General features: G+C 59.7%; 13 protein-coding genes. 1 reads left to right on the top strand and 12 read right to left on the bottom strand.

What is annotated here, in order from left to right; genetic code table 11:
• Positions 1-103: 103 nt before the first annotated feature.
• From SERS4_RS0111405 to galB, 8 genes are all read right to left on the bottom strand, one after another.
• Entirely contained in the window at positions 104-1,381 is a 1,278-nt protein-coding gene (locus tag SERS4_RS0111405) for a cytochrome c (RefSeq protein ID WP_051071225.1), read from the bottom strand.
• A 17-nt stretch (positions 1,382-1,398) separates the two neighbouring features.
• The gene (locus SERS4_RS0111410; RefSeq protein ID WP_017892589.1) at positions 1,399-3,015 is read right to left on the bottom strand and encodes a GMC family oxidoreductase; all 1,617 of its coding nucleotides are present in this window, start codon (positions 3,013-3,015) and stop codon (positions 1,399-1,401) included.
• A complete protein-coding gene (locus tag SERS4_RS0111415) occupies positions 3,008-3,529 on the bottom strand; it encodes a sugar dehydrogenase complex small subunit (protein ID WP_017892590.1) in 522 nt (173 codons plus the stop codon). The genes SERS4_RS0111410 and SERS4_RS0111415 overlap by 8 nt, the downstream gene beginning before the upstream one ends.
• 34 nt (positions 3,530-3,563) lie before the next feature.
• Positions 3,564-4,028: a heme-binding protein gene (locus tag SERS4_RS0111420; protein WP_017892591.1), complete on the bottom strand. Its 465-nt coding sequence runs from the start codon at positions 4,026-4,028 to the stop codon at positions 3,564-3,566.
• 143 nt (positions 4,029-4,171) lie between these two features.
• Positions 4,172-5,059, bottom strand: a complete 888-nt coding sequence (locus SERS4_RS0111425; protein WP_017892592.1) for an NAD(P)-dependent oxidoreductase — start codon at positions 5,057-5,059, stop codon at positions 4,172-4,174.
• A gap of 13 nt (positions 5,060-5,072) precedes the next feature.
• The gene (locus tag SERS4_RS0111430) at positions 5,073-6,164 is read right to left on the bottom strand and encodes a 4-oxalomesaconate tautomerase (RefSeq protein ID WP_017892593.1); all 1,092 of its coding nucleotides are present in this window, start codon (positions 6,162-6,164) and stop codon (positions 5,073-5,075) included.
• Position 6,165: 1 nt separating this feature from the next.
• Complete coding sequence (locus SERS4_RS0111435) at positions 6,166-6,879, bottom strand: 4-carboxy-4-hydroxy-2-oxoadipate aldolase/oxaloacetate decarboxylase (protein WP_017892594.1); 714 nt, start codon at positions 6,877-6,879, stop codon at positions 6,166-6,168.
• Positions 6,876-7,616: a 4-oxalmesaconate hydratase gene (gene galB, locus SERS4_RS0111440; RefSeq protein WP_017892595.1), complete on the bottom strand. Its 741-nt coding sequence runs from the start codon at positions 7,614-7,616 to the stop codon at positions 6,876-6,878. The genes SERS4_RS0111435 and galB overlap by 4 nt, the downstream gene beginning before the upstream one ends.
• Positions 7,617-7,744: 128 nt before the next feature.
• Between galB and SERS4_RS0111445 the strand changes: the two genes are divergently transcribed.
• Entirely contained in the window at positions 7,745-8,971 is a 1,227-nt protein-coding gene (locus SERS4_RS0111445; RefSeq protein WP_017892596.1) for a LysR family transcriptional regulator, read from the top strand.
• Positions 8,972-8,974: 3 nt separating this feature from the next.
• Here the strand turns inward: SERS4_RS0111445 and aroQ are convergent, their stop codons facing one another.
• Genes aroQ through SERS4_RS0111465 form a run of 4 tightly spaced genes read right to left on the bottom strand, consistent with a single transcriptional unit; the run spans position 8,975 to position 12,908 of the window.
• Positions 8,975-9,403: a type II 3-dehydroquinate dehydratase gene (aroQ, locus tag SERS4_RS0111450; RefSeq protein WP_012006516.1), complete on the bottom strand. Its 429-nt coding sequence runs from the start codon at positions 9,401-9,403 to the stop codon at positions 8,975-8,977.
• 2 nt (positions 9,404-9,405) lie between these two features.
• A complete protein-coding gene (locus tag SERS4_RS0111455; protein ID WP_012006517.1) occupies positions 9,406-10,245 on the bottom strand; it encodes an amidohydrolase in 840 nt (279 codons plus the stop codon).
• Positions 10,242-11,504 (bottom strand): gallate dioxygenase, encoded by a 1,263-nt coding sequence (locus SERS4_RS0111460; RefSeq protein ID WP_017892597.1) that lies wholly within the window; start codon positions 11,502-11,504, stop codon positions 10,242-10,244. Before SERS4_RS0111460 ends, SERS4_RS0111455 begins: the two co-directional genes overlap by 4 nt.
• A 24-nt stretch (positions 11,505-11,528) precedes the next feature.
• Positions 11,529-12,908, bottom strand: a complete 1,380-nt coding sequence (locus SERS4_RS0111465) for an aromatic acid/H+ symport family MFS transporter (protein ID WP_017892598.1) — start codon at positions 12,906-12,908, stop codon at positions 11,529-11,531.
• Positions 12,909-13,022 lie beyond the last annotated feature (114 nt).

Genomic DNA, 13,022 nt, shown 5'->3' on the forward strand with positions numbered 1-13,022 from the left:
ACTCCGTTCTAAATTCTTATGGCAAAACAATCAATTATTTTCAGCAGGAACTGTGAGGGGGGATCACCAGGGTAAGAGCGGCATTACCCTGGTGGGGTTGGAATCAGGGTTTGTCGCCCTGTAAAACCACCGGTGGCTGGGGCAGTCCGGCGTCAGCGCGCAGTTTTTGCACCTGTTCGGCGCTGACGTTGGCCGCCGCCGGGTTGCCAAACTGTTTGCTGACGTAATTACTCAACTGGGCAATCTGCGAGTCGCTGAGTTCGCTGGCGAATGACGGCATCAGGATGTCCCCCTGTTGCATGTTGCGGTGTACGCCGCCCAGGATCACCGAAACCAGGTTATTCCCTGCGGCCGCGCCGGTGCTGCCATGGTTAAACAACGATGGGTAGGCGTGGAACCCTTTACCGATGCCGCCGCCATCCGCACCATGGCAGGCAGCGCAGTTGCCGTTAAACAGCGCGGCACCGTCCTGCGGATTGTTATCGCGACCGCGTCGGTCGAGATAATCCTGTGACGCCGTGCCCCAGCTATCACGCGGCTTGCTTTGTTGGGCATCGGCGATGGCCGGTACGCTGCGCAGATAAACCGCCATCGCCTGCAGATCCGTCTCCGGCAGGTACTGCAAACTGTGTTCGATTGCTTCGGCCATTGGGCCGGACGCCGACGCACGGTCCGGTGCATAGCCGGTTTTCAGGTAGCTGACCAGTTCCTGCTGCGACCAGCTGCCGATACCGGCGTTTTTGTCCGGGGTGATGTTATAGGCGGTCCAGGCTCCGAGATCGCCACCGGCGAAGGCTTTGTCGCTGTCCATGCCCATGGTGAGGTTCCGTGGAGTATGGCAGGTGCCGCAGTGGGCCAGGGCTTCGACCAGATAACGGCCCTGATTCCACTGGGCACTCTGTGCCGGATCGGGTTTTAACTCACCCTGGTCGAAGTTGAACCATTTCCAGAAACGCATTCCCCAGCGCTGGTTGAACGGGAAGGAGAGATCGGTTTTCGGCGTGGCCTGTTTTACCGCTGGCAGTGACAGCAGATAAGCCTTGATCGCCAGCACGTCGTCGCGGGTCATTTTGGTGAAGGCATCGTAAGGCATTGCCGGGTATAGCTGGCCGCCATCTTTGCCGATGCCGTCACGCACCGCCGCAACAAATTCATCATCACTCCAGTTGCCGATACCAAACTGTTTATTGGCGGAAATATTGGTGCCATAAATCACGCCGAACGGAGTATTCACCGGATAGCCACCGCCAAACGCCGGGCCGCCCGGCGCGGTATGGCAGGCGGTACAGTCGGCGGCGCGCGCCAGATATTCGCCGCGCTTGATCAGGTCTGCGCCATTAGGCTGAGCCCACAGAGGGTTACTGAACAACAGTGGCAGCAACGCCGTTAAGATTTTTTTCACGCCATGCCTCCTTTCAGGCTGTCCAACACCCGATCGGCCATATGCAGCGCCAGCGCGACGCCGGTCAGGGTGGAGTTAACGGTCGAGGCCGAGGGCATCACGCCGGTGCCGGCGATAAACAAATTAGGGTGATCGTGGCTGCGGCAGTCGCCATCCACCACCGAGTCGCTGCCGCTGCGGCCCATGATCATGGTGCCGGTAATATGCTGGTTGTTGTCATACAGGCCACGTTTGCTGTAAATCGCCTCGCTGCCGCCCATCTGCTTGACGATCCGCTGAAAGTCGAGCATCGACTGGTCGTAGCCGCGGTGAACATACTCCGGGAATTTGTAGTACACCTCCAGTCTGGGAATGCCCCAGGCGTCCTTCTCGGTTTTACTCAACTGGACGCGGTTTTCCGGTTCCGGCAGCATTTCCAGCAGGCATTTCAGCTGCACATAGCGTTCGGACTGGAATGCCAGTTTGTCGTTCAGCGCTTTGCCGTAGTAACCCTGGCGGATCAGTCTTTCGGTCAGATAACGCACCGGTGAGGTATTGGACACGTCAACACGCAGCGCTGAGCGTTCAGCCCGGAAGGCGCCATCACGCAGGTTGTTGATGCTACCCGGGCGCATTGGCCCGCGGCCAAACCAGACCGGTTCATCGGCGTAGAACTCCACCGAACTGCCGGGGTGGTCCATCAGGTTGCGGCCCACCATGCTGGAGCTGTTGGCGATGCCGTTCGGGTAGCGTTCACTGGTGGAAATCAGCAGAATTTTTGGGCTTTCGATACCGTTGGCGGTGAGCACGAAGCGCTTGCCGGTAACGCGGTGGCTGACCTTGTTGCGGTCGAGATAATGCACCGCCACGATCTGTCCCTGGTCATTGGCCTCGATGCGGTGCACGACCGCATTGGCGATAATACGCGCCCCGGCCGCCAGGGCTTTATTCGCCGAAATGCCGCCGTGATACTGCGCGTCGATCGGGCAGACCGGCATGCAGTTGTTATTGCCGCAGCAGGCCGGGCGGCCGTCATAGGGCACGCTGTTACGCGCCTGCGGGCCGATACCTACCTCGTAACCCAACCCGGCTATGCGTTGCTTAAGGCGTTCAAAACCGTAAGGCAGAGGGATGCCGGGCAGCGGGTAGGGGCGGGAGCGCGGCGAGTCAAGTTCGCTGTCGCCGGACACCCCCATCTGGTACTCCGCCTCGCAATAATAAGGCTCCAACTGTTCATAACCGATTGGCCAGTCGCGGCCGACGCCGTACAGGGTTTTCATCCGCATGTCGTTTGGCAGCAGGCGAAAAGCCTGCCCGGCCCAGTGCCAGGTGGTGCCGCCAACGCCGCGCAGATATTGGGCGCGGTACGGATCCGGGCCTTTCTGGATCAGATAGTTGTTGTCCGTCGGAATAAATTTCGGCTGTGGTGCCCAGGGTTCGGGCGGGAAGGGTTCGGTGAAATCGCCTTTGAACGGCGAGTTGCGAAACAACTCGACTGCCTCGTCGCGTTTGATTTCAGGGCCGGACTCCAGCATCAGCACCGAAGCGCCGGCCTGCACCATTTTCAATGCCGCCAGCGAACCGGCGATACCGGCGCCAATTACCACAACATCGGCATTTAATGAATCAGACATGCGCCGTCTCCTTACGCGGGGGATGAGTCCAGAAATTGGGTTCGCCGGGGCAATAACTCGGCGGCAGCAACGCGTCGCGCACCCGTTGGTAGCTGACGATATTTTCAAAGGCGATACAGATTGGCCTGGCCGGGTCACCGATCACGCCGAGATACCAGCCGCTGATGAGTGACTGGTACAGCGCAGCGAGGGGTTTAGGCTGGCTCTGAATCAGTGCGTGGAAGGCTTCGCCGGCCAGATCGGTATGCTGCGCCATCAAAGTAGCCAGCGTGTCAACCTGCTGCTCAAGCTGTGGGAACAGGGGCTGCAACGCGACATAAAGGCGCAGCGCCAGGTGCGGATCCGGTAGTGGAATGTCGGTCAGCAGGCGCGAAATAGCCAGAAAGTTGTCCGGCATCGTGCCAGGTTGCGACTGAGCAAATGCGGCGCGGCCCAGCAGGTTTTGACCGACAACGCCAACCGCCCACAGACTCGCCGAAGCCAGCACCAGCCGGCGGCGTGAAATTGAAATCATGATGAGTTCCTCGAACGGGAAGGTCAGGCCGCGGTTATTTCAACGCGCCGGCGGCGGTTTGCGATGCCTGGTTGTCGATTTCCTGTTTTGGCGTGCTGACACCGACAGCACCAACCACTTCGCCGTTCAGCGTCAGTGGATAACCGCCGCCCAGCGCCACCACGTGCGGAATGCTCAGTACGGTGATTTCACCGTTTTGCAGGCGCTGCATAAATTTCAACGTGGGTGCACGATACAGCGCGGAGGCTCGCGCTTTACCGATGGAAGCATCGACGCAACCCAACGGGGAACCGTCGAAACGCTGGAAGGCCAGCAACGTGCCACTGCTGTCGACCACTGCCACGCAGCCGAAGCTGTTTTGCGTTTTCAGCGTTGACTGCACGCTGGCGATCACCTGATTTGCCTGGGTGTTATTGAGTTGCGGAGCTTGGGCTGCCGTGGCGGTGTTGGCTAATGCCAGTAAGGCCAGGGCGCAGAGGGGGGCAGAGAGACGTTTCATCACAGTGTTTTCCAGTGCAAAGGGGGCGGCGTAGCCCCCGAAGAGGTATATGATTAGCTTGCTATGAATCATTTGGTACAAAATACGCCGTTATCAGGTTGTTAACAATGTTCGGCGTGTGAAATATTTTGGTTTTTTTGATGTTAATCATCGAGCGGATAAATTTTGCTCAATGCGGTTTGCCAAACGAAAGGCGTCAGTTCCGAATAGGCCAGCCTTTGGGCGTTCATGGCGTCTATCAGCCCCTGCTGGCTGGCGACGGTCGCCAGGCTTTGGTGTGGCTCAATGCCAACGTCTCGCAGTGTTTGCACCACTTCACGCATCTCCTCGGCACGGCGTTTGCCGTGCTCCGCGATCCGGCTGATCAGGTAGTGGGGCAACTGCTGGTCCCAACCCAGTGACGGGAAGCTGGCGTGCAGGGAATCCAGCACCGGCTGTTCGACACCGTAACGCTGGGCGGCGAGCAGGCACTCGGCGGTCAGGGCTTCCAGCCCCTTAATCATCACGCTGCGGCACATTTTGATGGCCGAGGCCTCCCCGATGTGAGGGCTGTAGACCTGGCTGTTGAACCCCAGGGCGTTGAGCTGGGCGCTAACCGATATGGCACCGTTTCCGCCCAGTAGCAGGGGCGTTTTCAAACGTTTGGGCGGCACCGGCGCCATCACCGCCACTTCCACGTAGACCGCGCCGCTGGCGTTGATCGCCTCGGCGGCGGCGCGCTTGGTATTGGGGGCCGCAGAGTTGAGATCGAGAAAGGTTTGGCCCGGACGCAGCAACGGTGCGCACTGTTGTGCAACCGCCAGCGTATTGGCGGCGGTGACGGCGGAAAACACCAGCGTTGCACCTTCCAGCGCCTGCACCAGCGTTGAGGCGAAGTGGGCGCCGCAGGCGGCCGCTTTCTGCGCCATGGCCAGCGAAGACTGTGGGTCAAAGGCACAGACGGCAATGTTTTGCGCACGTAGCTCCTGCGCCAGAATGCCGCCGACTTCGCCAAAGCCGATTAACGCTACCGAGGGGAGAGCTAAGCTCATGGATGCTCCTTGATTATTGAGGCCATACCGCGCCGGGAATACAGACTTCACCGCTAAAAATCAGTCGTGCAGTGCGCAGTAAACCGGCACCGAGTAGCGAGGCGGCGCCGCTTCGGGTTGGATCGCGTTGTAGCAACACGCCGAACTCGCCGCTGGGGTGTTCAACGCTCAGACGCAGTTCCGCACCGTCGCCGATCTGGGCCAGCCCCTGGGTGACGCTGCCGGGGATCAGGCAGGCGGTGGCGACGCTGACCGCGCCCAGTACGCCGATCGAGGCATGGCAGCGGTGCGGAATGAAGGTACGGCTGCTGAGGGTGCCACCGTGACGCGCTTCGGCAATCAGGGTTATTTTGGGCACCGTGCGCCGGCTGACATCACCGAGGTTCATTTTTGGCCCGGCCTGCAGGCGGATGCTCTCCAGGCGGGCTTTCAGTTCTTGATCGGCATCCAGTTGTTCGCGGGTTTCATAGCCACTGCGGCCGACCTCCGCCGCACGCAGCAACACCACCGGCATACCGTTATCGATACAGGTCACCGCCACGCCGTCAAAACTGTCCTGCGGATTGCCTGTCGGCAGCAACGAGCCGCAGCTGGAACCGGCAATATCGCTGAAGGTCAGTACGATTTCAGCCGCGCGGCCAGGTACGCCATCAATGGCCAGGTCCCCGTCGTATTGCACTTCTCCATTGGGGGTGGCGATGCGCGCCAGGGCAATCTGGCCGGTGTTCTGCATAAAGATCCGGACTTCGGTCGACGTCGGGCCGGGGTTAACCAACCCGCGCTCAATGGCGAACGGAGCCACCGCCGCCAGGATATTGCCGCAGTTCTGGCCGTAGTCCACTTGCGGTTGGTCAACGCTGACCTGGGCGAACAGGTAGTCGACATCGGCGTCGTCACGCGGTGAACGGCTGACGATTGCCACCTTGCTGGTCAGCGGATCGGCGCCGCCGAGGCCGTCAATCTGCCGCAGATCGGGGGAACCCATCACCGCCAGCAGCACCCGATCGCGTTGGTTCGGGTCGGCGGGTAAATCCCCGGCGAGAAAGAAGGCCCCTTTGGAGGTGCCGCCGCGCATCAGTAAACAGGGGATCCGGCGTTGGCGCATGTTAATCCTCCAGCAGATCCAGTGAGTCGTAATATTTCAGGCCTTTTTCCGCCAGCCGTGGGCGCATCTGGTAGATATCCAGCCCCAGTTCGCCGTTGGCCATGCGCAGACGTTTGCTCTCCTCCAGCTCGGCACGCTGGCGGCTGGCCGCCAGTACCTGTTCTGCCTCGGTTTGTCGTACCACCACCACACCATCGTCATCGGCGATCATCGCGTCGCCGGGGTAAATCAGTTGCCCGGCGCAGACCAGCGGTACGTTGACCGAACCGAGCGTCTCTTTCACCGTGCCCTGGGCATACACCGCCCGCGACCAGACCGGAAAGCCCATTGCCCGCAGGGTGCGAGTATCACGCACGCCGAGGTCGGCGATCAGGCCGCGCACGCCGCGTGCTTTGAGTGAGGTGGCCAGCAAATCGCCGAAGTAGCCGTCACCACAGGGGGAAGTGGGGGCGACCACCAAAATATCGCCGGGCCGACACTGCTCAACCGCCACGTGAAACATCCAGTTATCACCGGGTGCGACCAACACCGTCACCGCGCTGCCGGCAATGCCGTGGTCCTGTTGGATCGGGCGGATTGCCGGGTCCAGCAGGCCTTTGCGGCCTTGCGCTTCATGCACCGTGGCTACACCAAATTCGGCCAGGGCATCCAGAGTATTGGCGTTTGCCCGTGGGATATTGCGGATCACCACGCCTTTTTTACCGATCAGGCTCATGCCAGTTCTCCCGTCACGCGCGGGAAGATGCTTTGGTAGCCTTCGCCGTAAACGATGTTTTTGCTACTGGTGATGCCGACGTTGCGTTTGGCCTGTACGCCGCGCTGCTGGGCGACGCGGGTGTAGTATTCCCATAGGTGTTCCTGACCGGCCATGCACTGGATCGCCTGGTATTTTTTGTCCCATACTTCGGTGATATCCAGCAGCACGTCCGGCTTCCATTCGCACTGTTCCGGCTGATGCGGTTCGAACAGGTACACCGGCGGCGCACCGACGATGGTTTCACCTGGGCGATAGCCTTCTGCCTGGGCGATAATACGGGCCTCCTGAGTCAGATGGCTGGCCAGCGGGTGATCGTAGTTGTACGGATCTTTTTGCGAATGGGTCAGCACAAAGTGCGGCTGTACTTTTCGGAATACGTCGGCCAGGCGGAACAGCGCCTCTTTATCGGCCCGTAGCGGATAGTCACCCATATCAAAGAATTCGATGCTGGCGCCCAGGATCTCGGCGGCGGCGTGGGCCTCCTCGCGACGGGAGGCTTTCACTTTGTCCTCGGTCATCTGGCCTTTACGCCACAGCTTGGCGGATTCACCTCGCTCGCCAAACGACAGGCAAACCACGTGGACCTGATAGCCGAGCTGGGTATGCAGGGCGATCGCGCCGCCGGCACGCCAGACAAAATCGGCGGAATGGGCGCTGACTACCAGGGCGGTTTTGTTTGAGGCTGTATTCGTCATCATCGGATTCCTTGGGTCGGTGTAATGACTTCATGCTGTCAGCTCAGGCGGGTGACGGATAATTCATTTGATTGCAGCAGGTATGCGTTTTATTTATATTGCCAGCCACGGGGAAAGGAGATGACGCGATGGACTATGATGAGAATATGCTGACAAACCTGATGCAAATCAGGGCATTCAGTCAGGTAGTGACCCAGGGAAGCGTCTCACGTGCAGCCGATGAGCTATTCCGAACCCAGTCAGCAGTCACCCGCTCAATCCGCGATTTGGAGCAGCAGCTGGCGGCACCCTTGTTTGAACGCCATGCCAGCGGCATGCTGCTGACCGACTTTGGCAAATGCGTGCTGCCGCGCGCCCGGCGGGCGATTGATGAATTGCACCAGATACCGGCGCTGCTAAAGCGCTTACAGGGCAAGGGGGGGCAGACGCGCGGCGATCCCGAACCCTTGTACCTGTTCAATGTGCGACGACTGCAGATTTTCGTCTGCCTGTGTGAAACCCGGCATATGCAAACCGTCGCCACGCTGCTCGGACTAAGCCAGCCGGCGATCAGTGCTGCGCTCAAGGTGATGGAAAACGGTGCCGGGGTGCCGTTGCTGGAGCGCACCCCACAGGGGATGGTACCGTCGCTGGCCGGCCGTGAAATCGAGGCTAACGTTCGCCGTGCGCTGAATGAGCTGCAACATATTCCCGCGGATATCGCTGCTCGCCGCGGGGTGCTGGAGGGGCGTGTGCGGGTGGGGGCATTACCGTTGGGACGTACCCGGCTGTTGCCGCAGGCCATCATCCAACTGACCTCCCGCTATCCGGGCGTCAGCGTGGTGACCAACGAAAGCGCCTTTGCCGCCCTGGCCACCGAGCTGCGATCCGGGGATATCGATTTTATTTTTGGTGCCCTGCGCGCCAGCGATTATGCCGCCGATGTGTACAGTGAAACGCTGTTTACCGAGGATATGGTGCTGCTGGCGCGCCGCGATCACCCACTGGCGACACCAGGCTTAAGGCCTGAACAGCTGAGAGCGGCGCGCTGGGTCTTACCACGCTCCGCCACGCCGGCGCGACGCTTGCTGGACGATTGCTTCCTGGCGATGAATATTCCGGTACCTAATCCGGTGGTGGAAACCGGCGATTTGGCATTGGTGAGAGGGTTGCTGCTGAATTCAGACATGCTGGCGGCGGTGTCAGCCCACCAGTTGGAATATGAGCTGGCCTCCGGTGAACTGGTTCAGTTACCGATAGCGCTGCCCAATACCGGACGCGCCATCGGTCTGAGTTGCCGCACCGGCAGCCTGCACTCCCCGGCGGCGCAGGCGCTGATCGCCTGCCTGCGGGAAGTCTGTGCGGTTAACCTGTAGCGATTATAACCGTGCCGCCTGCATCAGTGCGTACCGGTATCCCTGAATGCCAAAGCCGCAAATCACGCCGTTGGCCACGTCGGACAGATAAGAGTGATGGCGGAACGGCTCGCGCTTGTGCACGTTGGTGATGTGCACCTCGAACAGTGGCAAGGCTACCGCCGTGACGGCGTCACGTATTGCCACCGAGGTGTGCGTCCAGGCTGCCGGATTGATCACCAGCGCATGGGCCTTGCCGCGCGTTTGCTGGATCCAGTCAATCATTTCACCTTCATGGTTGGTCTGGCGAAACTCCAGCCGGCACTCCAGCTCGGCGGCGGTGCTGCGACACAGTTGTTCGATGGTCGCCAGCGTATCTGTGCCGTAGGTCTCAGGCTCGCGGGTGCCTAACAGGTTCAGGTTCGGGCCATTGAGCACGTAAATGGTTTTCATCTTTACTCCGATAACTCGCTAAAACCAAACAGCCGCTGCGGCGTCTGCCATAAAATTTGCCGGCGCGTTGGTGCGTCGGGGAACATCTGTTCGGCCAGCATCAGCAGCGTGCCCATATCCATGCGTTCGGTGGCACGCAGGAAAGGCCAGTCCGATCCCCACATGCATTTCTCACCGCCGTAGGCCGCCAGCAGCGCCAGCAGGTAAGGCTGACCGTCGCGGAACGGATACTGTTGGCGTGAAAACTTGGCCAGACCGGAAAGCTTGACGTAGGTGTGCTCACGCTGCGCCAACGACAGCAGAGCCTGAAACGCCGGTTGTTGAAGACCCGCGCTAACGTCCGGCCGACCCGAATGGTCGAATAGCAGCCGGGTGCGGGTGCGTGCCAGCAGCGGCATTAGCGCCGGTAACTGGTCGTCCTGCACCTGGATTTGCGCGAACATTTCCAGCTCTGCCAGTTGCCCCATTAGCCGATCCAACTGCAAGAAAGGTTCGACGCCGAGCATCGCCACATTCAGCGCGATGCCGACCACGCCCTGTGACTGCAATCCGGCAAGAGTTTGGCTGTCCACATCACGCGGCACCACGGCGATGCCTTTGTGACGGCCTTCGCCACCGGCCAGTGCCGCCAGCAGGTAACGGTTATCGGTGTTGTAAGCCGAGGTCGGGCCGACAATCAACGAGTGGCGAATACCGTAGGCCTGCATCACCGCGCGATAATGTTCCAGGGTTGCCAGTTCGTGGCCTTCCGGGTTGTAACCACTGTCCGCCACGTAGGGAAAGCGCTGTGGGTCGAAAATATGGTGGTGACAGTCTATTTTCGGCTGGTCAAAAATATTCATTTTGGCGCTTTCCCCGCAACGGAATACAACACTTGCTGATTGCGGGTTTGCTGGAACTCATCCAGCGTCTGGCCACGCATCGCCGAGTAGATATGCAGGTTGGATACCCCGACCACTGCCCCGAGCTTTTCCAACAGGAAGAAACTGACGCCGTAATGGATCAGCCCGCGCCAGTCCAGCTCGCGCAGCAGCTGCTGTTCCTCAGTGGTGAGCTGCGCTTCGTCGAACAGCGCCTGCTGGGCGTTATTGAAGCGTTCGCGCCAGGCCGGCTGGATCAGCCGGTGCAGGAAACGGTTGATGCGGATCGCTTTCAGGCTGCGCGCATGGGTAAAGGGATAGGTGCCCGGCAGTTTCTCAACCCCAGCCAGTTGCAGGTTGATTTTGTCGCGCTGGCGCTGATGGACATCTACCGGTGCCTCGCGCGCCTGGTTTTCCAGGATCAGCGTGGCGATACCGGTCATGGACGGCAGGTAATAGGCCTGATGCAGTTTTTCGACGTTGGCCGACAGGGCACCGCGCATAATCAGCCACATGATCACCTCCGCGCCCTCCAGCCCACCCAGGGTGGCGTACTCTGCCAGCGTGATTTCGGTCAGGCGCTCCGGGTCATTGACCAGCAGGTCGACAAACTGCTCATCCCACTGCGGGTTATTGAAACCGCAACGTTCGCCATGCACCTGATGCGAGACGCCGCCGGTGGCCACCACCGCGACGCGCAAGTCTTCCGGGAAGCTTTCAATTGCCCGGCGCAGCGCCTGACCGAGCTTGTAGCAGCGGCGAGCCGAAGGGATCGGGAACTGCAGCACCCCGACCTGCAGCGGCACCACCTGCATCGGCCAGCCGTTCTGCCACGGCAGCAGGGCGGAGAGCGGAGAGAACAGCCCGTGATCGAGCGGCTTATCCTGGAAGAACGACATATCAAACTCGTCGGCCATCAGGCTGGCACCGATGTGCTGCGACAGCGCCGCATGGCCGCGAATCGGCGGCAAATCACGCGGGCCGCCACCTTCGTCGGCCACCGCGTAGCTGTCGTCAATGCCGAGCACGAATGCCGAATAGTGATCGAAGAAAAACGAGGTCACGTGGTCGTTGAAGACATACAGCAACACGTCTGGCTTTTTCTCTTCCAGCCATTGCTGCATCGGGGCGAAACCGTCAAAAATGGGCGCCCAGGCCGTTTCGTTCTGCTTGTTGTGATCCACTGCAAAACCGATGGTTGGGGTGTGTGACACCGCCAATCCGCCAATGATCTTAGCCATCGTCTACCTCTGTATTAATAAGAATTACCGGTTATTCATGGTGCGTGACAACGCGGGCAGATCGGTGATGTCGATGCCCTTAACCATTTCTGCCGGATGTGCCTTTTGATGATTAATGATAGTGATCGCCGCCAGCAACGCCGGGATCGCCAGAATGATAAAAATGCTGGTGGCTCCGGGGAAAATACCCAGCAATACGCCACCCATTGACGAGCTGATAATGGCGCCGCTGCGGCCGATGCCGTGCATCCAGCTGACGCCGGTCGCGCGCATTTCAGTGGGGTAGAATACCGGTGAGAATGCCTGCAGACCGGTCTGCGCCCCGTTGATACACATGCCGCTAACAAAGACCAACACCGCCAACAGCGTCGGGCCAAAGCCCCAGATACCCTGTGACAGCAGGCAGAACATGCCCATCAGATAAAACAGTCCGATCACCCGTTTGGCGACGAAGCGGTCCATCAGGTAACCCACCAGCAGGCCTCCCAGGGTACCGCCCAGTTGGAACAGACCGGCGATTATCGCGGCGCGCTCCAGTGAGAAACCGGCGCCGCGCACGATGGTCGGCAGCCAGCCGTTGAGCAGGTAAATCACGAACAGCCCCATAAAATAGGTCAGCCACAGCACCAGGGTGCCCCTGGCGTAACCATTACTGAACAGTTGCAGCACGCGGGCTTTCTTTGGGATCACCGGGGTTTTCAGTATGAAGGTGGTACCGGCGCTGAACACGCCACCGGCGCGGCGCAGGATTTGGGCAATTTTTTCTTTGTGATGGTTGCGCACCACCATATACAGCGTCGATTCCGGCAGGATCCAAATCAGCAGCGGCAACATCAGCAGCGGCATGATGCCGCCCAGGAACAGCACCGCCTTCCAGCCATAGTGCGGCAACATGGCGGCGGCGATAAACCCGCCGGCACCGGAACCAATATTAAAGCCGCTGTACATCAGGGTGATCATCAGGCCGCGGCGGCGTTCGGGCATATACTCTGACACCAGCGTGACACAGTTGGGCATCACCGCGCCCAAGCCCAGGCCGGTAAGAAAACGCAGCAAGGCCATTTCCAGCGGGGTGCGGGCGAAGGTGCTCAGCAGGCTGAACAACGCAAAGCACAGAATGGACAGCAGCAGCACCTTCTTGCGGCCAAAACGATCGGAATAGGGGCCGGCAATCAGCGCTCCCAAAGCGACGCCAAACATCGCAGCACCGAGGATCGGGCCTATTTCGGCGCGCGAAATACCCCAGTCTTCAATCAGTGCGGGGGCGATAAAACCCATCACCGCGGCGTCATAACCATCAAACATGATGATCACGAAACACAGAATTAATACCAGCCACTGATAGCGGGAAATCGGGCGGGAGTCTATCCACGCTTTGACGTCGACAATGTTGCGGTTGCTCATCGGGTACGCTCTCTGTTTTTTTTATTAATATGTGATCGGATTAAAACTTTGGTTGCAGGCCGGAAACGTATTGAATGAGCGCCAGTGGGCATTGTCAGAATATTTATATCATTT

It is taken from the genome of Serratia sp. S4 (assembly GCF_000347995.1).
Classification (GTDB): domain Bacteria; phylum Pseudomonadota; class Gammaproteobacteria; order Enterobacterales; family Enterobacteriaceae; genus Serratia; species Serratia quinivorans.

What these genes read in the sequence shown, in the direction of transcription:
- SERS4_RS0111410 (WP_017892589.1), bottom strand. Translation starts at nt 3,015, where the DNA reads ATGTCTGATTCATTAAATGCCGATGTTGTGGTAATTGGCGCCGGTATC.
- SERS4_RS0111415 (WP_017892590.1), bottom strand. Translation starts at nt 3,529, where the DNA reads ATGATTTCAATTTCACGCCGCCGGCTGGTGCTGGCTTCGGCGAGTCTG.
- SERS4_RS0111420 (WP_017892591.1), bottom strand. Translation starts at nt 4,028, where the DNA reads ATGAAACGTCTCTCTGCCCCCCTCTGCGCCCTGGCCTTACTGGCATTA.
- SERS4_RS0111425 (WP_017892592.1), bottom strand. Translation starts at nt 5,059, where the DNA reads ATGAGCTTAGCTCTCCCCTCGGTAGCGTTAATCGGCTTTGGCGAAGTC.
- SERS4_RS0111430 (WP_017892593.1), bottom strand. Translation starts at nt 6,164, where the DNA reads ATGCGCCAACGCCGGATCCCCTGTTTACTGATGCGCGGCGGCACCTCC.
- SERS4_RS0111435 (WP_017892594.1), bottom strand. Translation starts at nt 6,879, where the DNA reads ATGAGCCTGATCGGTAAAAAAGGCGTGGTGATCCGCAATATCCCACGG.
- galB (WP_017892595.1), bottom strand. Translation starts at nt 7,616, where the DNA reads ATGACGAATACAGCCTCAAACAAAACCGCCCTGGTAGTCAGCGCCCAT.
- SERS4_RS0111445 (WP_017892596.1), top strand. Translation starts at nt 7,745, where the DNA reads ATGGACTATGATGAGAATATGCTGACAAACCTGATGCAAATCAGGGCA.
- aroQ (WP_012006516.1), bottom strand. Translation starts at nt 9,403, where the DNA reads ATGAAAACCATTTACGTGCTCAATGGCCCGAACCTGAACCTGTTAGGC.
- SERS4_RS0111455 (WP_012006517.1), bottom strand. Translation starts at nt 10,245, where the DNA reads ATGAATATTTTTGACCAGCCGAAAATAGACTGTCACCACCATATTTTC.
- SERS4_RS0111460 (WP_017892597.1), bottom strand. Translation starts at nt 11,504, where the DNA reads ATGGCTAAGATCATTGGCGGATTGGCGGTGTCACACACCCCAACCATC.
- SERS4_RS0111465 (WP_017892598.1), bottom strand. Translation starts at nt 12,908, where the DNA reads ATGAGCAACCGCAACATTGTCGACGTCAAAGCGTGGATAGACTCCCGC.